The sequence below is a fragment of the Streptomyces sp. NPDC001137 genome (assembly GCF_040298885.1).
Classification (GTDB): domain Bacteria; phylum Actinomycetota; class Actinomycetes; order Streptomycetales; family Streptomycetaceae; genus Streptomyces.
The window spans coordinates 246,260-270,214 of sequence record NZ_JBEPBA010000003.1; the positions used below are offsets into that span (position 1 = coordinate 246,260).

The window sequence follows — 23,955 nt, forward strand, 5'->3', positions numbered from 1 at the left end:
CCGCTCAGGGCCGGCGCCCGAGCCCCGACTCAGGCGCCGGCCCGCTGCTGTGCGGGGCTGCGGCCGGTCACCGCGCGCTCCACGCAACGCCGGAGCACGGTCAGGAACTCCGGTGTCTCCCAGGGGCCGCGGTCCACGCGCCCGGTGTCGTCCACGCCCAGGTCCTGCATGTCGTAACGGCCCCTGCAGTGACCGAGGGTGAAGTAGCAGACCTCGCCGAGACCGTGCCGCTTGAGGTACAGCACCGGCCGGGGCGCCCTGTCGAGGGCCGCCCCGCCCTCGGCGAAGCCACGGCAGGGCCCTGTGTACTCGGCGTGCAGCAACACCTCCAGCTCCCCGTGCAGCTCGCACACGTACAGCTCGTCGGTGACCGTGAACGGACCGATCCCGGCGACCAGCGGATGGCCGGGATCGGTCACGCGCACCTCGTACGGCTCGATCGGCGGGTGGGCCAGGAACTGACTGCCGAGTACCTGAGCCAGTTTCCCGAGGAGGCGCGGGGTCGTGAACTCCCGTGCCCCGCCGTGCACCGAGGGCTCGATCACCGCGTTGGTGCCGTGCAGGGCGAGCCAGCGGCCACCCCGCTCCACCACCCGGGCGAGCGCGGCCCGCTGCGCCGGGCGGGGCCGGACGTCACAGGTGTAGGTGACCAACAGGTCGGCCCGGTCGAGGGCTTCTACGCAGTCGTAGTCCTGGTGGACGGTCGTGCGCACCCTCGGGTGCTCGCCGAGCAGTTCCAGCAGCCGCAGCCGCGCGTGGTCGAAGTCGTGCCAGCGGCCGCCGCAGACGAGTACGGCGTCCAGACGGCCTGCCGGGCCCGCCACGGCTCAGTACTGGACGCGGGTGAGCAGCCCGCCGTCCACCACGAGGTTGACTCCCACACAGAAGGAGCCGGTCCGCCCGAGCAGGAACGCCACCGCCGCGGCCACGTCCTCCGCGGTGCCGTAACGGCCGATCGGAAGCTTGGCGAGCACTTCCTCGTAGACCTCCGGACGGCTGGTGCGGATGGTCTCCCAGGCGCCGCCCGGGAAGTCGATCGGGCCGGGCGAGACGGTGTTGACGCGGATGCCCTTCGGTGCGAGGGCGTGTGCGAGGGCGGAGGCGTGCTGGACGACGGCCGCCTTGAGCGCGGAGTACGAGTTCGCTCCGGCCGGGCGCGCGGTGTCGGAGGCGTTGGTGGTGCCGATGGCCACGACGGCGGCCCGGTCGGAGGCCTCCAGATGGGGCAGGGCGGCCTCGACGAGTCCCGCGAACGGGATCAGGTCGCCGCGCAAACTGGCCTCCCAGGACTCGGGTCCTTTCACGTTGCCCGCCGACACGTTGGACACCAGCAGGTCCAGGCCGCCGAGTGCGCCGGCCGCCCGCTCCACGAAGCCGGCCAGGGCCTGCGGATGGGTGACGTCGACCGCTTCCTCGAACACCGTGGCGCCCTCGGCGCGCAGCTCGGCGGCGGTCTTGGCCAGTCCTTCCTCACCCCGGGCGCACAGCGCCAGCGCACAGCCCTCCGCGGCCAGTTGCGCGGCGATCGCCCGGCCTATGCCCCGGCTCGCACCGGTCACCAGCGCCTTGGCACCCGTCAGTCCCAGATCCATCGATGTCACTCCTTCGTGATTGCCGAAACGAGGCCTGGTGCCTCAGTTGCCGGGGAGTTGCGAGAACGGCACCCGGTCCAGCCGCGGCTCGGGCGGCAGCTTGAGCACCCGTTCGCCGATCAGGTTGCGCTGGATCTGGTCGGTGCCTCCGGCCAGCCGGTAGCCGGGGGCGCCGAGGAGATGCTCGGTCCAGGCGAAGGTGCCCGGTTCCCCGGTGTCGGCGCAGATGCGCGCCCCCATCAGCTCGGCGGCGACCTGCCCTGTGCGGGTGAGCAGTTCGGAGGCCATGAGTTTGGTCAACGAGGCCTCCGGGCCCGGCCGGCCGCCGGCCGCGCTGGTCCTGGCGACGCGTTCGACGGTCGCCGCGCGCAGGGCGGCACGGACGTACAGATCGGCGAGGCGCTGGCGGACCAGCGGGTCCTCGGTGCGGCCGAGGGATCGGGCGAGGGCGAGGACGTCCGTGAAGGCGCCGCCCTTGCGGCGGTTGCCGCTGCCGGAGGCGGTGCGTTCGAAGGCGAGGGTGGTGGTGGCGACCTCCCAGCCCTGGCCGGGGCGTCCGATCCGGAGCCGGTCCGGGACGCGTACGCCGCTGAGGAAGACCTCGTTGAAGGAGGCCCCGCCGCTCATCTGACGGATGGGGCGCACCTCCACTCCGTCGGCGTCCATCGGTACCAGGAAGGCGGTGATGCCGGCCTGTTTGACGACGTCCGGGTCGGTGCGGGCGAGCAGCAGGCCGTAGTCGGCGAACCGGGCGCCCGAGGTCCACACCTTCTGACCGTCGATCACCCACTCGTCGCCCTCCTGCCGGGCGCGGGTGCGCAGGGCCGCGAGGTCCGATCCGGCACCGGGCTCGCTGAAGAGCTGACAGGCCAGCAGATCGGTGCGCAGGAAGGCGCGGGCGTGGTCACGGCGCTGCTCGGCGGTCCCGAACAGGGAGACGGCCATCGCGACCAGGCGCACGGTGACGCTGATCAGCTCGGTCGACGGCGGTACCTCGAAGGCGGACTCCTCCTCGGCGAAGGCGGCCACATGTGCGGCGGTCAGGCCCGCGCCGCCCTTGTCCGCGGGGAGGGTGAGGGCCTGGTAGCCGGCGTCGAACCGGGCTCGCTGGTAGGCGCGGCAGCGCTCCAGCAGCAGGCGTTCCTCGTTCTCCGGAAGGTTGTGGAACACGGCGAGGTCGGCGGCCTGGGTGTCGGAGTCCGGCGCCCGCGCCGGTTCCAGCACGGTGCCCAGCCACTGCCTAACCTGCCTGCGCCATGCGTCCGGATCCAGCTCGGACATGGCTCCTCCTCGGGCACTTACCAGACGGTGGATTCAGTAACGGAATGTGGACGGGGCGCCCGGCACCCGCTGAAACAGGCGGTAATGACTCCGTCCAGGATCAGAGTGTTCCGCACTTTCTTGATAAACGCTACAGTCTCAGCATCTCCTCTCCCTTGAACTCGGGAGAGGTCCGAGGAGCCGCCGGAGGAGCCATGTCGCTGCTGCCACTCGACCGTCGCGCCCAGGAGTCACCCGACGAACCCGCCCTGGCGGACGACCTGGACGTGCTGTCCTGGTCCCGCCTCGCCGACCAGGTGACGCGGGCGGCGGCCCGGCTCCTCGAGTTCGCGCCCGGCCCCGAGGACCGGGTCGCCGTCCTCGGTGACAACGCGATCCCGACGCTGGTGGCTCATCTGGCCGGCCTGCGCGCCGGAGTGGGGACCGTCGCCACCTCCCGGAACCTCACCTCGGGCGAGCTCGTCGAGCAGATCATCGACGCGGGCGTCACCGCGATCGTCGCCGGACCCGTCGGCGCGGGTGCCGCGCTCGACGCGGCCCGTGAACTGGGCCTGCCGCTGGTCCTCCACGGAACCCCGGCGCTCGGCCACGCCTTCGACTGGGACCGGTGGCTGGCCGCCGCACCCACCGGGCACACCCTCCCCGCGGGCCGACCCGCCCGGCCTCCGCTCGTCTACACCTCCGGAACCACCGGACGGGCACGCGGCACCGAGGTGCGCTGGGTCAGCGACCCGGTCGCCGACAGCTCCGCCTACCTCGCCGCGATGTCCGCCCGTCCCGGATTCCCGCCGGGACCGCACCTGGTGTGCGGTCCGCTGCAGCACAACGCTCCGCTCACCTCGCTACGGCACCTCGCCGCCGGCGAGCCGGTGGTCGTCCTCGGCAGATACGACGCGGAGACGTTCCTGAGCCGGGTGCAGAGGTGGCGGGTCTCCTCGACGGTGATGGTGCCCACCCACTTCCAGCGCCTGCTCGCCCTCCCGGACGAGGTCCGCGCCCGGTACGACGTCTCCAGCCTGCGGCAGGTCTCCCACACCGGCTCCGCGTGTCCGCCGGACGTCAAGCGAGCCATGATCGACTGGTTCGGTCCCGTACTGACCGAGTCGTACGGCGCCAGCGAAGCGGGCACCGTGGCACGCATCAGCAGCGCGGAGTGGCTGGCCCACCCGGGCTCCGTCGGGCGGGTGCGTCCCCCCTTCGAGGTCCTGGTCACCGACGACGACGGCCGGCAACTGCCGCCCGGCGAACCAGGACTGCTCGCCTTCCGGGCCCCGGAGGACCAGGGCGTGCGCTACCACGCGGACCCGGACAAGACCAAGGCCGCCTACATCGCCCCCGGCGTGTTCACCCTCGGCGACATCGGCCATGTCGACGCCGACGGCTACATCTTCATCACCGACCGGGCCGCGGACATGGTGGTCTCCGGCGGGGTCAACCTCTACCCGGCCGAGAGCGAGGCCGTACTGCGACAGCACCCGGCGGTCGCCGAGGTCGCCGTCATCGGCGTGCCCGACCCGGACTTCGGCGAGTCCCTGAGGGCCCTCGTCGTGGCCGCGGACGAACCGCCCGCCGACGAACTGGACCGCTTCTGCCGCGAGCGCCTCGCCGCCTACAAGTGCCCGAAGTCGTACGAGTTCGTGCCCGAACTCCCGCGCAACGCGATGGGCAAACTCGACAAACGCGCGATGCGCCGCCCCTACTGGGCCTCCGAACGGACCATCGCCGGCTGAGCCGCACCTCCGTGCCCGCTCACCCCTGTGCCCGCTCACCCCCCTGAAGGATCACCATGACCGAACTCCTCCTCATCCGGCACGGCCTCCCGCTGGCCGGTGTGTTCGATCCGGGGCTGTCCCCGGAGGGCACCGCCCAGGCCGACCATCTCGCCGCCTGGCTCGGACACGAGGACCTCGACGCCCTGTACGTCAGCCCCTACCGCCGGGCCCGGGAGACCGCCGCGCCCCTGGAACGGCTCACCGGCATGACCGCCACCGTCCTCGACGACCTGCGCGAGTGGGACACGGACGTGTCCCAGCCCTACACGCCGCCCGAGCAGATCGGCGCCGAGGATCCCCGGGCGGCGGCACTCGCCGAGGGACGCTTCGAGGACTTCGTGCCCGACCTGGACCGGGACGCCTTCCGGGCCCGTGCCGTCCGCGCCATGAACACCATCCTCGACGCCCATCCGGGCGGACGGGTCGCGGCCGTGTGCCACGGCGGCATCACCAACACCTACCTGGCGACCGTGCTGGGCCTGCCCACCATGTTCTGGTTCCACCCCGACTACACGTCCGTCAGCCGGGTGCGGCGCATGCCCGGCGGCCGCATCGTCCTGCACTCGGTCAACGAGACGGCCCATCTGATCGCCGACCGTGCCGTGGACGCCGGCACGGCCGCCTGACCCCGTCCCACGCCCCAGGAGGTCCCGGCCATGCCCGGATCCGTCATCGTCGCCGGTACCCGGACGCCCATCGGCAAACTGCTGGGCGCCCTCGGCTCCCTGTCCGCGGTCGACCTCGGCGCCCACGCCATCCGCGCGGCCCTGGCCGCCGTCGCCCTGGAACCGGCGGCCGTGGAAGCCGTCGTCATGGGCCATGTCGTCCAGGCCGGAGCCGGCCCCAACCCGGCACGGCAGGCCGCGGTCCAGGCCGGCATCCCCTTCTCCGTGCCCGCGAGCACCGTCAACAAGCTCTGCCCGTCCGGACTGCACGCCATCGCCCTGGCCGACCTCATGATCGCCTCGGGCCGACACGACATCGTCGTCGCGGGTGGCATGGAGTCCATGTCGAACGCCCCGCACCTGCTGCGCGGAGCCCGCACCGGCTGGAAGTACGGCTCGGCAGCGCTGGAGGACGCCCTCGACCGCGACGCCCTCGTCTGCGCCTTCGACGGCGTCTCCATGGGCGCGGCCACCGAGCGCTACCAACGGCCCTTCGACCTGACCCGTGCGGAACAGGACGAGTACAGCGCGCTCTCCCATCGACGGGCCGCCCACGCCCAGGAGTCGGGTGCGCTGTCCGAGGAGATCACCCCCGTCACCGTGGCCGGGCGCCGGGGCGAGATGGTGGTCGACGTGGACGAGGGCGTACGGCGGGGGACCACCGGCGAGAGCCTGGGGCGCCTGAAGCCGGCCTTCGCCGACGCGGGCACCATCACCCCCGGCAACGCCTCACAGCTCTCCGACGGCGCCGCGGCCGTCGTCATGATGAGCGCCGAGCGCGCCCGACGGGAAGGACTGACACCGCTCGCCGAGATCGGTGCCTACGGCACGGTCGCGGGCCCCGACCCCTCGCTGCTCGTCCAGCCGGCCGGCGCGATCCGCGACGCGCTGTCCCGGGACGGCCGCCTGAAGGTCGCCGACCTGGACCTGTTCGAGATCAACGAGGCGTTCGCCTCGGTGGCCCTGGCCTCCGTACGGGAGCTGGACATCCCCCTGGACAAGGTGAACGTCAACGGCGGAGCGATCGCGCTCGGGCACCCGGTCGGCATGACCGGAGCCCGGCTCGTACTGACCCTCGCCACCGAGCTGCGACGGCGCGGAGGCGGCAGCGGAGCGGCCGCCCTGTGCGGGGGCGGCGGCCAGGGCGACGCACTACTGCTGCACGTGCCGACACCGGCCCGAACCCGGAGCTGAACCATCATGAGCAACCAACTGCCCACGGTCGACGCGACTCTCACCGTGGAGACCCGCACCCGGGCCGCGGACGACGTCGTCTCCCTCACCCTGCGCCGCCCGGACGGAGGCCCACTGCCCGCCTGGACGCCGGGCGCCCATATCGACGTACTCCTGAACGGCGACGACGGCGACGAGCTGATCCGTCAGTACTCCCTGTGCGGGCACCCCGCCGAACGCGAGGCCTGGCAGATCGCCGTACTGCGTGAGCCGGAAGGCCGCGGCGGTTCCGCATACGTCCACGACCAGCTGCACGAAGGCGCCAAGGTACGGGTCCGCGGACCGCGGAACAACTTCCCGCTGCGGCCGGCCGCCCGCCATCTCTTCATCGCGGGCGGTGTCGGTATCACCCCCATCCTGCCCATGGTCGAGGCAGCCGCGGGCGCGGGAGCCGACTGGCGTCTGCTGTACGGCGGCCGCACCCGGACCTCCATGGCGTTCCTGGACCGCCTCGCCCCGTACGGGGACCGGGTACTCGTGCGTCCGCAGGACGAGTACGGCCTGCTGGACCTCGCCACGTTCCTGGGTGTGCCCGAGGAAGGGACCCTGGTCCACGCCTGCGGTCCCGAACCCCTGCTGCGGGCGGTGCAGGAGCGGTGCGCGGACTGGCCGCCCGGCACGCTGGGCGTCGAACGCTTCGCCCCGGTCCGGACGGCCGAAACCGGCCCTGCCGATGCCTTCGAGCTGGAGCTCGCCCGTTCCGGGCTCACCCTCACCGTGCCACCGGACCGTTCGGTGCTCGAAACCGTGGAGGAAGCCGGCGTCGTGGTCGACTTCTCCTGCCGGGAAGGCACCTGCGGCACCTGCGAGACCGACGTGCTCGACGGCACACCCGACCACCGTGACTCGCTGCTGTCCGAGGAGGAACGAGCCGCCGGCGAGACCATGCTCATCTGCGTCTCCCGCTCGTGCGGCCCTCGCCTCGTCCTCGATCTATGACGGCCCCGCTGCCGGAGTTGACGAACTTGAAGCAGGGCACAGCTCACCCCCAGGCCGTCACCGGCACGAACGAGCTGTCCTGCCGGAACAGATCCGTCCCCGCCGTCGCCTCCACCCGTAGCTGGTAGTTGTAGTGCCGCAGGTAGTAGCCGGGATAGTTGTACGACTCCCAGCGGATCGAGCCCGAGGCCGTGCCGGTTCTGGCGATGAAGGTGGCGTCCTTCGCGAAGGTCGGCGTGCCGTCGTTCGCGTCGAAGCGGCCCCGGAAGTCGTAGTGGCGCAGGTAGTTGCCGGACGCGTCGCGGAAGGAGAAGGCGTTCGAGTCGGCGAGACCCGCGACAACCGTGAAGGCGGACGCCGTCTTCTCCGCGCTCGTGCTGGAGCTGGTCACCACGGGAAGGTTGAGCAGGGAGGACTGCTCCTGCCAGTAACGCGTGGGGTAGTTCGCCGACTGGAAGGAGCGCGTCACGTTCTTGGCGAGGCTCGGGCCGCCGGACACCGTCTCCTTGATGACCGTGAAGTGGCGTGCCGTGCCGGAGATGGAGGGCAGCGCCTTCGGGGCCGTCCAGGTCGCGAAGGTGTCGTAGCTGTCACTGTAGTAGTAGTTGCCGTCGCCGTAGCCGTCGAAGAAGATGCGCCAGCCGCCGTTGTCTAGCTGGATCACGGACGGGCCCTCGCGGTAGCTGCCCCAGCCGGCCCAGTCGCCGGTCCTGGTGATCGTGTAGGGGCCGGTGAGGCTCGACGCGGTGCCGTATTCGATGTACTTGGCCGTCTCGTTCTTCGTGAACGCGTGGTAGGTCGAGCCGATCTTCACGATGTACGTGTCGATGTGGTTGGAGCCGATCCCGGACAGGGCGACGGGTGAACTCCACGCCGTCAGCGCCGAGTTGGCGGCCTTCAGGCGGTAGGGGGTGAAGATCCACTCGTCGCTGGTGAGCGAGCAGGACACGATGATGTTGACGCTGCCGTCGCTGTCGACGAACCACTCGGGCGCCCAGGCCCGGGACAGGTTGGCGATCGGGACCGTGTAGTCGTACAGGAACGTCCAGTTGACGCGGTCGGAACTCCGGGCGAAGCCGATGGTCGTGCTGACGTCCTGCCAGGTGTGCGTGGTGTAGGTGAGGTAGTAGTAGCCGTCCGTGTGCTTGAAGACGCTCGCGTCGCGGATCCTGTTGCCGGGCGGGGTGTAGGCCGAGGCCTGCACCAGGCGGAAGTCGGTGGCGTCGTCGGACTGGTAGACGTTCACCGTGCCGTCGTCGCTGTTGAGGAACGGGACGATGGTGTAGCGGGTGGCGGAGCCGCTCGCCGGCGCCGCGGCCGATGCCGTGCCGAGCAGGCCGGGCAGTTCGCCCAGGACCAGCGCCGAGGCAGGCAGGGCGGCCATCGCGCGCAGGAGGGCGCGGCGGGACGGGGCGGGGGGTCGAGTGCTCACGTGCGGCTCCTTGGTCCAACCGAAATCCATGATGTCCGGAATATCGAACATGGTTCGGCAAGTCGGTCAGAAGGTAGAGGTGGGGCCTGTGTGCGTCAATGGATTGAGCAGGACTTGACGACACCTGTGCGGCGGTTGCGTTCCCGGCGAATCGCCGCCGAGGGAAGGGATGTTCGAGATGCCGTACCACTTCGGCCCAGAGGACGTTACCGTTCAGTAGACAACGCCGTCCCGGAGAGGTGTCCCGTATGACGCTCGACCGTGCCGCAGGCCTGGCGGAGTCCGCCCGAGCTCTCGCCGAGGGGGAGACCACCTCCCGCGCGCTCGTCGAACAGGCCCTCGCGCGGATCGAGGCGACGCAGTCCACCCTCAACGCCTTCCGGATCGTGCGCGCCGAAGCCGCCCTCGCAGAGGCCGACGCGGCGGACGAACAGCTGGCCGCCGGGGTGCGCAAACCCCTGCTCGGCGTGCCCGTCGCCGTCAAGGACGACATGGACGTGGCCGGCGAGCCGACCGCCTTCGGCTGCGGCGGGGAGTTCCCGCCGGTCGCCGAGGACGGCGAGGCCGTACGCCGGTTGCGCGCGGCCGGGGCTGTGATCGTCGGCAAGACCAACACCTGCGAGTTCGGGCAGTGGCCCTTCACCGAGGGGCCCGCCTTCGGCGCGACGCGCAACCCGTGGCATCCGGAGCACACTCCCGGCGGCTCGTCCGGCGGGTCCGCCGCCGCCGTCGCCGCCGGTCTGGTGCCCGCCGCGCTCGGTTCGGACGGCGCCGGATCCGTGCGCATCCCCGCCTCCTGGACCCACCTCGTCGGCATCAAGCCGCAGCGCGGCCGCATCTCCACCTGGCCGCGCGGCGAGTCGTTCCAGGGCATCACCGTCAACGGCACCCTCGCCCGCACGGTCGCGGACGCGGCCCTGCTCCTGGACGCCGCGAGCGGCAACCACGAGCGCGATCCGCACCGGCCGGCGGCCATCAACGCCCTGGAGGCGGTGGGCCGCGAGCCCGGGCGGCTGCGCGTCGCGCTCTCCCTCAAACCGCCGTTCACCGCCGTGCCCGCCCGCCTCCAGCCGGAGGTCCGCGCCCGCGTGCTCCAACTGGCCGAACAGCTCAGCGCGTTGGGGCATGTCGTGGAGGAGGCCGACCCGCCCTACGGCCAGATCGGGCTCACCTTCGTCCCCCGCGCCACCGCCGGCATCGCAGAGCGCGTGGCCGAGACGCCGTTCCCCGCACTCCTCGACCGGCGCACCCGTGAGGCCGCCCGGCTGGGCAGGCTGCTGGGCGGGGTGCCGCTGAAGGCGGCGCGGCGTGCGGAGGTGGTGCTGCAGCGCCGTATCGGCACCTTCTTCGAGTCGTACGACGTCGCCCTCGCGCCCACGACCGCCGCTCCCCCGCCGCGCATCGGCGCGATGCTGTCGCTGAGCGGTTTCGCCACCGACCGGGCGATGATCGCCGCCTGCCCGTATGCCTGGCCGTGGAACGTGCTGGGCTGGCCGGGGGTCAACGTGCCCGCCGGGTTCGTGAGCGACGGGCTGCCCGTGGGGGCGCAGCTGCTCGGACCGGCCGGCAGCGAACCCTTGCTGATCTCGCTCGCCGCGCAGCTGGAGGCGGAGCTGCGCTGGCACGAGTCGTGGCCGCCGCACCGGGCCGTCACGGACTCCCCGGCGGCGTAGGCGGGTTCGGCCCGTACCCTGTGACCATGGACGATGCGTCGATGGTCGGGCTCATGGGGCGGGTCACCGGCACGGTCGGGCCCGGGCTCGTCGGCGAGGTGATCGTCCGGGTGCGGGGCGGGGCCGAGCACTTCCTCGCGTACGCCGCCGCCGGGACCGACCGGATCGAGCGGGGCACGGTCGTGATGGTCGTCGAGTACCTGCCGCCGAGGACCGTCTACGTCACCGCCGCTTACGACAGTTGAGCATGCTCCGCCCCAGGTGAGAGCCTTGGCAAGGGGTGGGCGTCAAGAAAACGACAAGGATTCACCGGCGTCTTCTCACCGGTCTCGCGCAGGAGCACACTCCCTTCGTTCGGTGCCGAAAGGGCACCATGCAAAGGGGGCGTATGCCGATGGTTGTCGGCGTCGTTGCGGGAGTGGTGGCTGCCTCCATTCTCGTTCTGATCGGTCTGTTCAAGCTCATGTGGCGCGTCGCCGAGCCCAATGAGGCGCTCGTCATCTCCGGCTCGAAGCACAAGACGGAGGGGCTCGGCGAGGGCATGGGATTCCGCATCGTCACCGGGCGCGGCACGCTGGTGCTGCCCGGTGTGCAGGCGGTGCGCAAGCTCTCGCTCGACCTGAACGAGACCGAACTGCATGTGGACTGCGTGACCCACCAGGGCATTCCGCTCAAGGTGCGGGGCGTGGTCATCTTCAAGGTGGGCGACGACTACGTGTCGATCGCGAACGCGTCCCGCCGCTTCCTCGACCAGCAGAAGCTGATGGCGGAGCGGGTGCACAACGTGTTCGCCGGTCATCTGCGCTCCATCGTCGGCGGGTTGACCGTCGAGGACATGATCCGCGACCGGGAGAAGCTCACCGCGCAGACCCGGGCCGCCTGCGGCACGGAGATGGAGAAGCTGGGGCTCATCGTGGACTCCCTGCAGATCCATGAGATCGAGGACCCGACCGGGTACATCCAGAACCTGGCCGCACCGCACGCCTCCGCCGTACAGCGGGACGCGCGGATCGCACAGGCGGAGTCGAACCGGCTGGCCACCGAGGCCGAGCAGCAGTCGTTCGCGCGGATGGCGGAGGCGACCCGGGACAGCGAGATCCTGCAGGCCGGCTACCAGGCCGAGCGGGACAAGGCGGCCGCGCAGGCACGGCAGGCGGGTCCGCTCGCCGATGCCGCGGCCCGGCAGGAGGTCGTCGTCCAGGAGACCCGGGTCGCCGAACTCGAGGCGCACCGGCGCGAGCAGCAGCTCCAGGCGGACGTCCGCAAGCCCGCGGACGCCAAGGCCTACGAGAAGCGCACGTTGGCCGAGGCGGAGCGCGACGCGCGGATCTCGGCGGCGCAGGCCAAGGCGAAGGAGACCGAGCTGGCGGCCGCCGCCGAGGCGACCCGGGTCAAGACGGCCGCGGGTGCCGAGGCCGAGGCGACGAAGGCACGGGGTGCCGCGGCCGCCACGGCGACCAAGGTCACCGGTGAGGCCGAGGCGGCCGCCGCGCAGGCCAAGGGTCTGGCGGACGCCGAGGCGACCAGGGCCAAGGGTCTCGCCGAGGCGGAGGCCATCAAGGCGCGGGCCGCGGCCCTGGCCGAGAACCAGGAGGCGGTCGTCGCCCAGCAGCTCGCCGAGAACTGGCCGGAGATCGTCAAGGCGGGTGCGTCCGCGTTCGGCAGCGTCGACAACATGGTGGTGCTCAACGGCGCGGACGGCATGGCCGACATGCTCGCCAAGGCGCTCACCATGGGCGGCACCGGCCTCGGTCTGGCCCGCCAGCTGCTGGCCTCGATGAACCAGAACGGCCAGACCCCGCACGGCACTTCGCCGTCCCTGAACGGGATGGCGGTACCGCCGTCGCAGAAGGTGCCGGTGGAGAAGGAGGGATAGCCGCACCGGCAGCGGTACGCCGGCAGCCCCGGGGGTCCTCGGTTTCGAGGGCCCCCGGCCTGCTGCGTGCCTCGGCCCTTCGCAGGGCTGGTCGGCGTGGTGCCCGAGGCCACCGCCCGGCGGGACGCGGTCAGCCGCGTCATCGCACCTGACAAACCCGGCGACGTCGGCGATCGTCCCCGGGATACTGGTCGCCCATGGATGAGGTCGAAGTCGTCGTCGCCCATTCCGAGCGGGCGACTCTGCGCGTCGGCGACGTGTTCCTGAAGGTGGACAGCGACCAGGCGCGTATCGACGTCGAGGTCGAGGCGATGACCCTCGCGCCGGTCCCGACCCCGCGGGTCCTGTGGCGCAAGCCGCACGTGCTGGCGGTCGCCGCCCTCCCGGGGACGACGCTCGGGCGCCTCGGCGGGCCGTCCACCGGGTCGCCGGCGGCCTGGGCCGCGGCGGGCGCCGCCATCCGGAAGCTGCACGACGCGCCGCTGCCGCCCCGGCCGGGCGGGGCCGGGCGGAGCATCGGCACGCTGGCGGCGGAGCTCGACGAGGAGTGCGGGTTGCTCGTGACGAACGGCGTCCTGCCCGCCGACCTGGTCACCCGCAACCGCCGGGTGGCCGAGGCCGCGCTCCGGCCGTGGACTCCGGCGTTCACCCACGGCGACCTGCAGATCGCGCATGTCTTCGTCGACGGCGACGAGGTCACGGGCATCATCGACTGGTCCGAGGCGGGCCAGGGGGACGCCCTCCACGACCTCGCCACCTTCACGCTCGGACACGAGGAGCACCTCGACGACGTCATCGCCGGCTATGGCGCCGACGTCGACCTCGACGTGATCCGCGCATGGTGGTCACTGCGGAGCCTGCTGATCGTTCGCTGGCTGAGCGAGCACGGCTTCGACCCCTTCGCGCCGGGCTGTGAGGTCGACGTACTGAGATCCCGGATGTGAGGCCGCGCGCGCCCGACTCCACTGACGCACCGTCATGCAAGGAGGTCCGGAAACCTCCTTGTGTCGGGAGACGTAGGGTGCCTGCGTGACTGCGTTTACCGATGAGAACGTGCCGGGCCGCTTCGGCCCCACCGCCACCACCGAGGCCGACCCCCGCCAGGTCGGCAGGGTGCGCACCGAGTACTCCCCCGCGCACGACGGGGACCCCGACCCGGGCGAGATCGTGTGGACCTGGGTGCCCTTCGAGGAGAACGACGGCCGCGGCAAGGACCGCCCGGTGCTCGTCGTCGCCCGCGAGAGCGCCGGCACTCTGCTCGCCGTGCAGCTGTCCAGCAAGCGGCACGACGGCGACCGGGAGTGGGTGGCGATCGGCAGCGGGCCCTGGGACCGCTCCGGGCGCGACTCCTGGATCGACGTGGACCGGGTGCTGCGGCTGCACGAGGACGGCATGCGCCGCGAGGCCTGCGCGCTGGACCGGGGGCGGTTCAACCTGGTGCGACAGCGGTTGGCGGAGCGCTACGGCTGGAGCTGAACGCGAGGCCCCGGGCTGACCGACCGGGGCCTCGCGCGGGTCATGCCAGTTCGGGCTGTGGCTCCAGTTGCCGTGCCGGAACTGCCGTCGGTTCCCACGCTCTGGTGGTCCGCACATAGTCGTGGACCACCGAGATCATCGCCAGCAGGAGCAGCGGCCCGAACAGCCACGGGAGCCTGGCCATGTCCATCGGCAGATAGCGGTACGACACCAACAGCGCGGCGAAGACCGTTGCGCCGTGGGCGACCAGCTGGATGCCCGACCGGTCCCAGCCGCGGCCGTGGGCGCGCAGAGCCCCCTCGATGGTGAGCGTGAACACCACGCCTGCGATGAGGTCCGCGCCGTAGTGGTAGCCGAATCCCAGGGTGGCGCAGACCGTCGCGATCAGCCAGAAGGTGCCGGCGAAGCGCAGGGCCCGTGGGCCCTTCCGGGAGTGGATGAAGATCGCGGTGGCCCATGCCGTGTGCAGGCTGGGCATGCAGTTGCGGGGGGTGTAGTCGTCGAACGGCATCGGGTGCGGGGCGTTGAGCGGCGGCGCCGTGCCCGGCCACAGGTCGGCCACCGCCCAGTGCACGGTGGGCAGCGCGTCCGGCGCCAGGTCGGGTGAGGGCCACTGGTCGGTGCCGGTGCCGTAGGCGAAGATCGGTCCGACCACCGGGAAGATCATGTAAATGGCCGGTCCGAGGAGGCCGATCACCAGAAACGTGCGCACCAGGTGATGGCTGGGGAAGCGGCGGTCCGCGGCCACGTTGCGCAGTTGGTACAGCGTCACGACGACGGCGGCCACCGCGAGCTGGCCGTAGACGAGGTCGAGAAGGTGGAAGCCGACCGGGCCGGAGGCCTTGACGACCCGGCCCACCAGCCACGACGGATTGCCCAGCGCGTGATCGGCGGTTGCCACGTACTGGTCGAGCACCATGTGGCGCGACTTCGACGTGATGAGCAGCCAGGTGTCACCGGTCTTGCGCCCGGCGACCAGCAGCAGGGCCAGCCCGACGCCCTTCAGCAGAAGCAGACGTTCCTGGCCGGTGCGGCGCGTGACGGCGATGACGGCGCAGCCCAGAATGACCCACAACGCGCCGTTGCCGAACGGGTGGTGGTTGTCGGTCACCTTGACGTCACTGGCCCAGCGCACCACCAGGAAGACGAGGTCGATGCCGATCGCGGTACCCGCCGCGATGAACCGTTGCCGCCGGGTGAGCACCACCATCATCAAACCCATGCTGGCGTAGAGGAGGAAACCCGATTTCGGGGGCAGTACCACCTCTTGCACCTGGGTCGTGAGCGGCCCCGGCAGGCCGTAGTGGCGCGCGGCGACCTCCAGCGCGAGGAGGAATCCGAGCACCACCACACCCGCCGCGGTCCACAGCATCGTCCGCGGCCGCCACCAGGTGGCGAAGGCTGAACCGGATCTTATTCGCGGGAATGACCGCGATTCTCTGGATATCAATTGGCTGGCCGATTTTTTGGATGTTGGTTAGTCAGGTCTCTTTTGTGCTGGATGGCGTGGTTTTTCGGTAGAGGGCGGACTGTGACGCGATCGTCGTGGGCTCGAACATGCTATCGGGGCGGTGCAAGTGGGTTTCGCTGGTCACGGACGGCTCGCGATGCCCGCGCCGACTGAGAAGACCCCTTCGGGTCGCACAAGGTTCACTCAGGCGGCAGTCAGCAGACAGATCCCGAGGGCGATCAGGGCCGCGACTTTGGCGGCCTCGAGGGCGACGTAGTACAGGTGGTCGCGCGAGCGGGGCAGGTCCTCGCCCGCCAGGACCCGGTCCGACCTGCGGTTGAGGCGCGGGCGCACCGCGAGGAGTTGCGCGAGGAGCAGCACCGCCGCGGCGGCGACCGGTCCCATGACGCGGCCGGGCGGATCGCCCGCCGCGACGGCGGCCACCACCACGACGGCGAGGACGGCCTCCGCGAGGTTCAGCGCCCGGAAGACCAACCGCCCGATCCCCAGCCCGATGGGGATGGTCACGCCCGGCGCGCGGAACTTCAGCGGTGCCTCCAGGAAGGAGATCGCCAGGACCATGCCGAGCCAGACGAAGGTGGCCGCGACCGCCACTGCGGCCCACGCGGGGTACATCAAGGATGCCTTTCTGCTGTCCGCTGCGGCACGGGCGCCAGGTGGACCAGGCACGCATCGGGATCGGCGAACGGTTCCAGATCGGTCGCGGTCAGCGGGGCGCGCAGCTCGGCCAATGCGCCCTGCATCAGGGCCAGATGCAGCGGGCAGACCAACTGGCCGTACTCCTCGGCGAGTTCCAGGAAGGGGCAGTGCCGCAGCCGGATCCGCGAGGGGACCTCGCCGCCCTCCGGGTCCGGGGCGAAGCCGAGACCGTCCAGCAGCTCGACGAGCCGGCCCGCCGACTCCTCGGGGGTGGGCCGCCGGGACGGGGGCGGCGGCTCGACGAGGGAGCGGCCCCAGGCGCGGCCGGCCTCCATCGCGGTGGAACGCGCGTCGGGCCCCATGGCGGCGATCCGGCCGAGGAGCATCTGTGCGAGCAGCCGATAGCTGCGGGTTCCGCCCCGGTCCATGCCCGGCCTCGGGGCGTAGACGGTGCGCGGCCGCCCGCGCCCGGACGGCTCCAGCACCTGCCGCTCGACCAGTCCCTCGCCGGCCAGCGCCTCCAGATGGAAGCGGACGGTGTTGGGGTGGACTCCGATGCGCTCGGCCGTCTCCGTGACGCCGAGCGGGGTCGCGGCCGTGCGCAGCACGTCGAGGACCTCACGGCGGCGCGCGCTTCTGTGCGCCCCGGGCATGCCCCTCACTCCCCTCCCCCTGCGGCCATTTTCTCCAAATAATACTTGTAATAATTGGTGGGCAGGCGGTAGGGCTTGGTGGGCAGGCGGTACGACGGACGTAGGCGGACAGGATGGAGGGGAGCAGATGAGCAAGGCCGACAGGCAGGTCGGTCCGGAGCCGGAGGCCGCGATCCCGCGCATCCTGGGCAACACCGACGCCTTGACCGCCACGGCCTCGAGCGATACCGCGGTGCTCTGGAAGCTCGCCGAGAGCGGACGCCAACTCGACGCCAATCTGGTCCGGTTGACGCCGGGCCGCCACATCGCCCCGCACGCCGAGCCCGACCTGGACGTACTGGTGCTCGTCGTCGAAGGCGACGGCGTCCTCGGCGCCGATCCGCGGGACGAGCAGCAGTCCCTGACCTCCGGCACCCTGCTCTGGCTCCCGCACGGCTCCACCCGCAGCATCACCGCGGGGGACGACGGCCTCGCCTATCTGACGGTCCACCGCCGACGTGCCGGTCTGCAGATCGGCCAGGCTCCCTGAAACCGCACCCGGACGGGGCCTGCCGGACACTCCGGAGCCTGTGCGAAAGCAACGAGGTGCAAAGTCCTGGAGCCGGGGAACGCGGGCCGTCCTTCGTCCGTCTTCCCATGTGAGTCCCCCGCAGCATCCCCCGTCTGCGGGGGGCTCACCGGCTCGACTGCGACTGCACCACAGGAAACGCCCGTGCGAACGCGCCTCGGAACGTATGGCCCGTGGTGCGGTCCAGGATCCCGAACGTCACGTGCTCGAAGACCCCGGCAAACCGGCCCTCGGGGCCGAGCAGCGTCCGGAAGGCGCCCGCCACCTGCGCCGGGTCGTTCTGGAAGACCCCGCAGCCCCAGGCGCCCAGCACCAGGCGCCGGTAGCCGTGGGCCACGGCCGTCTCCAGCACCCGCTCGGCGCGGACGGCCAGGGCCTGCGGCAGTTCGGTGGCGCGCTGCGGTGCCGTACGCCTGATCACTCCCGCGTTCGGGGCGGCGGCGGTCAGGAAGCCCGCGGTGTACGGCTCGTCCAGCAGGCGGCCGCGGTCGTCGCGGAAGACGGGCACCGCCGGGGAGTGGATGACCCGGTCCTTGTAGAACGGGTCGCGGTGGGTGCGGTGGTGGTCGTAGAACTCCGGGACCCGCAGCAGGCACGTGTACAGCGCGGAGGCGCGGCACAGGGCCTCTTCCTGGGACTGGGCGCCGTTGAGGAAACCGCCGCCCGGGTTGCGGGCCGAGGCGAAGTTCAACACCGCCACCTGCCCGCCGAGCCGCCGTGCGGCCTCCAGGCTGCTCTCGCCGGTGACCTCGAAGAACGTGTCCGCGGCGGCGGTCGGTGAGACCTGCACGGGCTCCGGCCCGTACATCCCCGTACCGGCCCGCGCCGCCTCCACCGCCTCGATGGACACCTCGCGCCCGTCGGGCGCCCGATAGACGCCCGCGGCCACGATCTGTTCCGTCTGCCGCGCGACGCCGCGCAGGCGCGCGCTCATGGCGCCACCCCCGTGTGCGCCACGCTCGCGCGCCGTGCGCGCTCCCCCGTCGTGCTCATGGACCGATCGTGGGCGATCCTGGACGTGCGGTGCAACAGAGTTTCCGCGTCCGCGAACGCCCAGGAAAGCCACAGGAAACGCCCGGAACGAGGAGATTACCGAGCCGGAACATGCCGATACGCACCCTTGTGCGATACGGCGGGAGAGTCTTGGGTGGGACGAGTGCTGCCGTCCGGGTACCTGACGGGCCGGGCCGGCGGCACGGTCGAATCTCAGGAGGTTCCCGACATGTCAGATACGCCGAGCGCCGCTCCGGCGAGCGAGTGTACGGAGCCCCGCACCGCCCTCACCCCACCCGAGGTGGAGGCACTGGTCCGGGGCATCTGTTTCAAGACCGGCCCACCCCGCAATGTCGGGGTCGAAGTGGAATGGCTGGTCCACGAGCTGCGCACACCGCAGCTCCCCGTCACACCCGAACGACTCGAAGCGGCCTACGCCGCACTGCGGACCGTGCCCCTGAGGTCGGCGCTCACCATTGAGCCCGGCGGCCAGCTGGAGCTGAGCTCGCCGCCCGCCACCTCCCTGATGGAGTGCATCGGTACCGTCTCCGCCGACCTCGACGCCGTCCGCTCGGTCCTCGCCGGGCAGGATCTCGGACTCGTCGGCATCGGCCACGACCCCTGGCATCCGCCCCGCCGGTTCCTGCACGAGCGGCGCTACGACGCCATGGAGACCTGCCTGGACCGCACCGGCCCGTCCGGGCGCCGCATGATGTGCACCTCGGCCTCCGTCCAGGTCTGTCTGGACGCCGGACACGAGGAGCCCGGCCCCCTCGGCCACGGCCGCCGCTGGTGGCTGGCGCACCAGCTGGGCGCGGTCCTGGTGGCCGCCTTCGCCAACTCCCCGCTGGCCGGACACGAGCCCACCGGCTGGCGCTCCACCCGACAGCTGCTGTGGCTGGAGATCGGTCCCGGCCGCGCGGGCGCACCCCCACTGGACGGCGATCCCCGCCGGACCTGGGCCCGGCACGTCCTGGACTCGCCGGTGATGTGCATACGCGCGGACGACGGTCCCTGGGACGTTCCGGAGGGGCTGACCTTCCGGGAGTGGACCAGGTCGGGGGCACCGCGGCCGCCCACCCGCGAGGACCTCGACTACCACATCACGACACTGTTCCCGCCGGTCAGACCGCGTGGGTTCCTCGAACTGCGCATGATCGACGCCCAGCCGGGCGAGGACGGGTGGATCGTCCCGCTCGCCGTGACGAAGGCGCTCTTCGACGACCCGGAGGCCGCCGAGACCGCGTACCGCACCGTGAAGCCCCTGGCCGAACGGGCGCTCTCGCTGCCGGCGCCGCACAATCCGCTGTGGATCGACGCGGCCCGAGCCGGCCTGGCCGACCCCGAGCTGCACGAGGCGGCGATCACCTGCTTCACGGCCGCGCTCGACGCCCTGCCCCGGCTCGGCGCCACCACCCAGGTCACGGACGCCGTGGCGACGTACCTGGACCGCTACGTCATGCAGGGCCGCAGCCCGGCCGACGATCTGCTGGACCGGGTGCGCGGCACCGACCGGCGCCCGCACGGGAAGGATCTCCGCACATCATGACCGACCCCGCCCTCGACGAACCCTCGATCGACGCCGAGACCCTGCGCGAGCGTGCCCTGACCACCCTGACCACGGCTCGCGCCCGCACCACGCTCCTGACCAGCTGTGTCGAGGAGCCCGACCTGACCGCGCAGCACTCGCCGCTGATGTCGCCCCTGGTGTGGGACCTGGCGCACATCGGCAACCAGGAGGAGCTGTGGCTGCTGCGGGCCGTCGCCGGCCGGGAGGCGATGCGCCCCGAGATCGACGGCCTCTACGACGCCTTCGAGCACCCGCGCTCCGAGCGGCCCTCGCTGCCGCTGCTGCCGCCCGCCGAGGCCCGCACCTATGCGGCCGAGGTGCGCGGGCGGGTGATGGACCTGCTGGAAGGCGCCGACTTCCACGGCACCCGGCTCACGGAGGCGGGCTTCGCCTTCGGGATGATCGCGCAGCACGAGCAGCAGCACGACGAGACGATGCTGATCACCCATCAGCTCCGCAAGGGCCCGCAGGCCCTGACCGCCCCGGACCCGGAACCGGTGCCGCTGTTCACCGGCCCTGCCGAAGTCCTCGTCCCCGGCGGCCCGTTCACCATGGGTACCTCCACCGAACCGTGGGCGCTGGACAACGAACGGCCCGCGCACCGGCGCGAGGTGGCGCCCTACTACATCGACACCACACCGGTGACGAACGCCGCCTACCAGGCGTTCATCGACGACGGCGGCTACGATACCGAGCGCTGGTGGACGGCGGCCGGCTGGGCGCACATCCGCGAGCACTCCCTGCACGCCCCGCTGTTCTGGAAACGCGACGGCAAGCAATGGCTCCGGCGCCGCTTCGGCATCACCGAGGTGGTGCCGCCCGACGAGCCGGTCGTGCACGTGTGCTGGTACGAGGCCGACGCCTACGCCCGCTGGGCCGGACGGCGGCTGCCCACCGAGGCCGAATGGGAGAAGGCCGCCCGCCACGACCCGGCCACCGGCCGCTCGATGCGCTACCCGTGGGGTGACGCCGACCCGGCGCCCGAGCACGCCAACCTCGGGCAGCGGCATCTGCGCCCGGCCCCGGCCGGCAGCTACCCCGCGGGCGAATCCCCGCTCGGCGTACGGCAGTTGATCGGCGACGTGTGGGAGTGGACGTCGAGCGACCTGGCGCCCTACCCCGGCTTCGAGGCCTTCCCGTACAAGGAGTACTCGGAGGTGTTCTTCGGGCCGGAGTACAAGGTCCTGCGCGGCGGTTCGTTCGCCGTGGACCCGGTCGCCTGCCGGGGGACGTTCCGCAACTGGGACTACCCGATCCGGCGGCAGATCTTCTCCGGGTTCCGCACCGCCCGCTCCGCGGGAGACGTCTGATGTGCCGTCATCTGGCCTATCTGGGGCCCGAGGAGCCGCTCGGCCGCGTCCTCGTGGAGCCCGCGCACAGCCTCTACCGCCAGTCGTGGGCACCCCGGCGGCAGCGGTACGGGACGGTCAACGCCGATGGTTTCGGGGTGGGTTGGTACGCCGAGGGCGACCCGGTGCCGGCCCGCTACCGCCGCGCCGGGCCCATCTGGGCCGACCTGTCCTTCGCCGACCTGGCCCGGGTCGTGCGCTCGGGGGCGGTCCTGGCCGCCGTACGGGACGCGACGCTGTCGGGCGCCGACGCGGAGGCCGCGGCGGCGCCGTACGCGGCCGGGACCTGGCTGTTCAGCCACAACGGTGCCGTGAAGGGGTGGCCGGGTTCGCTGGCGCCCCTGGTGGCGAGCCTGCCCGCCGTCGACGTGCTGTCGATGGAGGCCCGCAACGACTCGGCGCTCGTGTGGGCGCTGGTTCTCGCGCGGCTGCGCGCCGGCGACGACGAGGCGCAGGCGCTGGCCGACACGGTCGTGGAGGTCGCCGAGGCGGCACCCGGCTCCCGCCTCAACCTGCTGCTCACCAACGGCGAAACCATCACCGCGACCACCTGGGGCGACACCCTCTGGTACCTGTCCCGGCCCGGCCGCAGCACCGTCGTGGCCTCCGAGCCCTACGACGACGACCCGCACTGGCAGGAGGTCCCCGACCGCACCCTGCTCGCGGCGAGCCGCACCGACGTGCTGCTCACCCCACTCAAGGAGCCGAACGACGCCTCGGCCCCCGCACTGCCGAAGGAGCCCCGTACGTGAGTCCGTTCCTTCTCACCCGCACCCTGCCCGAGGACGCCACGGACGCCGCCCTGCGGGCAGACGTCCTGCACGGCCTCACCGGCACACCCAAGACGCTGCCGCCGAAGTGGTTCTACGACGCCCACGGCAGCGAGCTGTTCGAGCAGATCACCGAGCTGCCCGAGTACTACCCCACGCGCGCCGAGCGGGAGATCCTCATCGCCCGCTCCGCCGAGATCGCCGCGGCGACGCACGCCCGCACCCTGATCGAACTCGGCTCCGGGTCGTCGGAGAAGACGCGCCACCTGCTGGACGCGCTGACCGAACTGCACACGTACGTGCCCGTCGACGTCAGCGAGAGCGCGCTCACCCAGGCCGGGCAGGCGCTCGTCGCCGAGCGTCCCGGTCTCCAGGTCCATGCGCTGATCGCCGACTTCACGGCGAGCGTGACGCTGCCGGACACGCCGGGGCCCCGGCTGATCGCGTTCCTCGGCGGCACGATCGGCAACCTGCTGCCGGTCGAACGGGCCGCCTTCCTCGCCTCGATCCGCTCCCTGCTGTCCCCCGGTGACGCGCTGCTGCTCGGCACGGACCTGGTCAAGGACGAGCAGGTGCTGGTCCGGGCGTACGACGACGCGGCCGGAGTGACGGCGGCGTTCAACAAGAACGTCCTGGCCGTCGTCAACCGCGAGTTGGGCGCCGACTTCGATCCGGACGCCTTCGACCACGTAGCCCTGTGGGACAGCGCCGACGAGTGGATCGAGATGCGTCTGCGCTCGCGTGCAACGCAGTCGGTGAAGATCCCCGCCCTCGACCTCGCCGTCGACTTCGACGCGGGCGAGGAGCTGCGCACCGAGGTGTCGGCGAAGTTCCGCAAGGAGGGCGTACGGAGCGAACTGTCCGCGGCGGGGCTGGAGCTGGCCCACTGGTGGACGGACGAGGAGGGTCGGTTCGCGCTGTCGCTGAGCGTGGCGCGCTGATCTCTGCACCCTGGGGCCCGACCGCCGGGAACGGCGGTCGGGCCCGTCAGCTGTGAGTGGCCCAACAGCCCTTGCCGACGACCGAGCTCGCATAACCTCGTGCCGGGACACGTCGGATGCCGCGAGGAGGCCATGGTGCTCGAAAGGGGCACGCGGTTGCTCGCGGGCGCCATGGTCGTGGCCTGCATGCTGCTCGTCGGCCCCAGTGTCCCGGGCGGCACCCTCTTCACCCGGTCGCTGCCCGCCGATGCCGCCAGGAATGTCGTTGCCAACCGGGTCATGACCTGGAACCTCTGCAACCCCTGCGAGGCGGGCAACGTGGACCGGGCGGCGGAGATCGCCACGTATGCGCCGCAGGTCATCGGCGTGCAGGAAGCAGCTTGCGTGAGTGACGTCGAGCGGATCCGGGACTACCTGGGGCGCCTGTACGGGCTGGTCTACCACGTCGAGTACGGGCCGGTGCTTCGGAGTTGGGGTCGCTGCGGTGGAGCGCCGTGGCGTCCGGGAGGCTTCGGCCAGGCGATCCTCTCAGCGGCGCCGATGACAGACCGCGTCACCGTGGAATACCCCGACGGCGGCTCCGAGGACCGTGGCTACATGGCCGTCACCACCACGGTGGACGGCCGGCCCGTCCGGGTCTTCAACACCCACCTCGCCCAACGGCGTCAAGAGGCGGTCCGCGCAGAACAGACCGCCGTACTCGCCACCGAGGTCGCCCGGCACGACCGCGCCATCGTCCTCGGCGACTTCAACGCCGTGCCGGACGCCCCCGAACTCGCCCGGATGTGGGCACTGGCCGCGGACGCGGACCCCCGGTGCCGCCCCTCGCGCGCCGGCACCTGCGAGCCGACCACAGACTGGTACAGCAGGTTCGACTACGTGTTCCTACGAGGCATCGCCCCACTTGAGCACCGCGTGCAACCCACCTCGTACTCGGATCACCACCTGCTCTTCGCCGACCTGGACGCAAGGTAAGGCGTCCACCGACTTCGACAGTCCGGAAGGTCTTCGAAACATTCGAGAAATCGCGCCCAGTCATGGTCTGGATAACTGGTCCTCTGG

The 23,955-nt window shown here is 71.7% G+C and carries 23 protein-coding genes; 15 read left to right on the forward strand and 8 right to left on the reverse strand.

What is annotated here, in order from left to right:
• Positions 1-29: 29 nt before the first annotated feature.
• From ABT254_RS07095 to ABT254_RS07105, 3 genes are read right to left on the reverse strand one after another with little or no spacing between them, the layout of a single operon-like run.
• Positions 30-824 carry a ThuA domain-containing protein gene (locus ABT254_RS07095; RefSeq protein WP_351464726.1) on the reverse strand — a complete coding sequence of 265 codons (795 nt, stop codon included), beginning with the start codon at positions 822-824 and terminating at the stop codon, positions 30-32.
• Between the two features lie 3 nt (positions 825-827).
• The gene (locus ABT254_RS07100) at positions 828-1,592 is read right to left on the reverse strand and encodes an SDR family NAD(P)-dependent oxidoreductase (RefSeq protein WP_351464729.1); all 765 of its coding nucleotides are present in this window, start codon (positions 1,590-1,592) and stop codon (positions 828-830) included.
• Positions 1,593-1,634: 42 nt separating this feature from the next.
• Positions 1,635-2,873, reverse strand: coding sequence for an acyl-CoA dehydrogenase family protein (locus tag ABT254_RS07105; protein ID WP_351464732.1), 1,239 nt, complete (start codon positions 2,871-2,873; stop codon positions 1,635-1,637).
• Positions 2,874-3,067: 194 nt separating this feature from the next.
• On the opposite strand from ABT254_RS07105, the gene ABT254_RS07110 reads away from it, so the two are divergent.
• From ABT254_RS07110 to ABT254_RS07125, 4 genes are read left to right on the forward strand one after another with little or no spacing between them, the layout of a single operon-like run.
• Positions 3,068-4,603, forward strand: coding sequence for an AMP-binding protein (locus ABT254_RS07110; protein ID WP_351464735.1), 1,536 nt, complete (start codon positions 3,068-3,070; stop codon positions 4,601-4,603).
• A gap of 56 nt (positions 4,604-4,659) precedes the next feature.
• A complete protein-coding gene (locus tag ABT254_RS07115) occupies positions 4,660-5,271 on the forward strand; it encodes a histidine phosphatase family protein (protein ID WP_351464738.1) in 612 nt (203 codons plus the stop codon).
• Between the two features lie 30 nt (positions 5,272-5,301).
• Positions 5,302-6,504 carry an acetyl-CoA C-acyltransferase gene (locus ABT254_RS07120; RefSeq protein ID WP_351464740.1) on the forward strand — a complete coding sequence of 401 codons (1,203 nt, stop codon included), beginning with the start codon at positions 5,302-5,304 and terminating at the stop codon, positions 6,502-6,504.
• A 6-nt stretch (positions 6,505-6,510) separates the two neighbouring features.
• Positions 6,511-7,482 carry a PDR/VanB family oxidoreductase gene (locus ABT254_RS07125; RefSeq protein WP_351464743.1) on the forward strand — a complete coding sequence of 324 codons (972 nt, stop codon included), beginning with the start codon at positions 6,511-6,513 and terminating at the stop codon, positions 7,480-7,482.
• Positions 7,483-7,525: 43 nt separating this feature from the next.
• Here the strand turns inward: ABT254_RS07125 and ABT254_RS07130 are convergent, their stop codons facing one another.
• Complete coding sequence (locus ABT254_RS07130) at positions 7,526-8,914, reverse strand: glycoside hydrolase family 43 protein (protein WP_351464745.1); 1,389 nt, start codon at positions 8,912-8,914, stop codon at positions 7,526-7,528.
• 248 nt (positions 8,915-9,162) lie between these two features.
• On the opposite strand from ABT254_RS07130, the gene ABT254_RS07135 reads away from it, so the two are divergent.
• The 5 genes from ABT254_RS07135 (at position 9,163) to ABT254_RS07155 (ending at position 13,939) form a co-directional block, all read left to right on the forward strand.
• The gene (locus ABT254_RS07135) at positions 9,163-10,587 is read left to right on the forward strand and encodes an amidase (RefSeq protein WP_351464748.1); all 1,425 of its coding nucleotides are present in this window, start codon (positions 9,163-9,165) and stop codon (positions 10,585-10,587) included.
• A gap of 26 nt (positions 10,588-10,613) precedes the next feature.
• Positions 10,614-10,832, forward strand: a complete 219-nt coding sequence (locus ABT254_RS07140) for an NfeD C-terminal domain-containing protein (RefSeq protein WP_232655759.1) — start codon at positions 10,614-10,616, stop codon at positions 10,830-10,832.
• Positions 10,833-10,975: 143 nt separating this feature from the next.
• Positions 10,976-12,463 carry a flotillin family protein gene (locus ABT254_RS07145; protein ID WP_351464751.1) on the forward strand — a complete coding sequence of 496 codons (1,488 nt, stop codon included), beginning with the start codon at positions 10,976-10,978 and terminating at the stop codon, positions 12,461-12,463.
• A gap of 197 nt (positions 12,464-12,660) precedes the next feature.
• A complete protein-coding gene (locus tag ABT254_RS07150) occupies positions 12,661-13,407 on the forward strand; it encodes a phosphotransferase family protein (RefSeq protein WP_351464754.1) in 747 nt (248 codons plus the stop codon).
• Between the two features lie 85 nt (positions 13,408-13,492).
• The gene (locus ABT254_RS07155; RefSeq protein ID WP_123969191.1) at positions 13,493-13,939 is read left to right on the forward strand and encodes a type II toxin-antitoxin system PemK/MazF family toxin; all 447 of its coding nucleotides are present in this window, start codon (positions 13,493-13,495) and stop codon (positions 13,937-13,939) included.
• 40 nt (positions 13,940-13,979) lie between these two features.
• On the opposite strand, the gene ABT254_RS07160 is transcribed toward ABT254_RS07155, so the two are convergent.
• The 3 genes from ABT254_RS07160 to ABT254_RS07170 all read right to left on the reverse strand — a co-directional run bounded on the left by ABT254_RS07160 (position 13,980) and on the right by ABT254_RS07170 (position 16,702).
• Complete coding sequence (locus ABT254_RS07160) at positions 13,980-15,311, reverse strand: phosphatase PAP2 family protein (RefSeq protein WP_351464758.1); 1,332 nt, start codon at positions 15,309-15,311, stop codon at positions 13,980-13,982.
• A gap of 282 nt (positions 15,312-15,593) precedes the next feature.
• Positions 15,594-16,025, reverse strand: coding sequence for a hypothetical protein (locus ABT254_RS07165; protein ID WP_351464760.1), 432 nt, complete (start codon positions 16,023-16,025; stop codon positions 15,594-15,596).
• Complete coding sequence (locus tag ABT254_RS07170) at positions 16,025-16,702, reverse strand: helix-turn-helix transcriptional regulator (protein WP_351464763.1); 678 nt, start codon at positions 16,700-16,702, stop codon at positions 16,025-16,027. The genes ABT254_RS07165 and ABT254_RS07170 overlap by 1 nt, the downstream gene beginning before the upstream one ends.
• 127 nt (positions 16,703-16,829) lie before the next feature.
• On the opposite strand from ABT254_RS07170, the gene ABT254_RS07175 reads away from it, so the two are divergent.
• Complete coding sequence (locus ABT254_RS07175; protein WP_351464766.1) at positions 16,830-17,231, forward strand: cupin domain-containing protein; 402 nt, start codon at positions 16,830-16,832, stop codon at positions 17,229-17,231.
• A 145-nt stretch (positions 17,232-17,376) separates the two neighbouring features.
• Here ABT254_RS07175 and ABT254_RS07180 read toward each other — a convergent pair whose 3' ends face one another.
• A complete protein-coding gene (locus tag ABT254_RS07180) occupies positions 17,377-18,204 on the reverse strand; it encodes a TIGR02452 family protein (RefSeq protein ID WP_351464769.1) in 828 nt (275 codons plus the stop codon).
• A gap of 288 nt (positions 18,205-18,492) precedes the next feature.
• Here ABT254_RS07180 and egtA point away from each other — a divergent pair, with 288 nt between their 5' ends.
• From egtA to ABT254_RS07205, 5 genes are all read left to right on the forward strand, one after another.
• Positions 18,493-19,812, forward strand: coding sequence for an ergothioneine biosynthesis glutamate--cysteine ligase EgtA (egtA, locus tag ABT254_RS07185; RefSeq protein ID WP_351464772.1), 1,320 nt, complete (start codon positions 18,493-18,495; stop codon positions 19,810-19,812).
• Positions 19,809-21,143: an ergothioneine biosynthesis protein EgtB gene (egtB, locus tag ABT254_RS07190; protein ID WP_351464775.1), complete on the forward strand. Its 1,335-nt coding sequence runs from the start codon at positions 19,809-19,811 to the stop codon at positions 21,141-21,143. The genes egtA and egtB overlap by 4 nt, the downstream gene beginning before the upstream one ends.
• Entirely contained in the window at positions 21,143-21,934 is a 792-nt protein-coding gene (gene egtC / locus ABT254_RS07195; protein WP_351464778.1) for an ergothioneine biosynthesis protein EgtC, read from the forward strand. Before egtB ends, egtC begins: the two co-directional genes overlap by 1 nt.
• A complete protein-coding gene (egtD, locus tag ABT254_RS07200; protein ID WP_351464781.1) occupies positions 21,931-22,893 on the forward strand; it encodes an L-histidine N(alpha)-methyltransferase in 963 nt (320 codons plus the stop codon). Before egtC ends, egtD begins: the two co-directional genes overlap by 4 nt.
• Positions 22,894-23,025: 132 nt before the next feature.
• Positions 23,026-23,868 (forward strand): endonuclease/exonuclease/phosphatase family protein, encoded by an 843-nt coding sequence (locus ABT254_RS07205; protein ID WP_351464784.1) that lies wholly within the window; start codon positions 23,026-23,028, stop codon positions 23,866-23,868.
• Positions 23,869-23,955 lie beyond the last annotated feature (87 nt).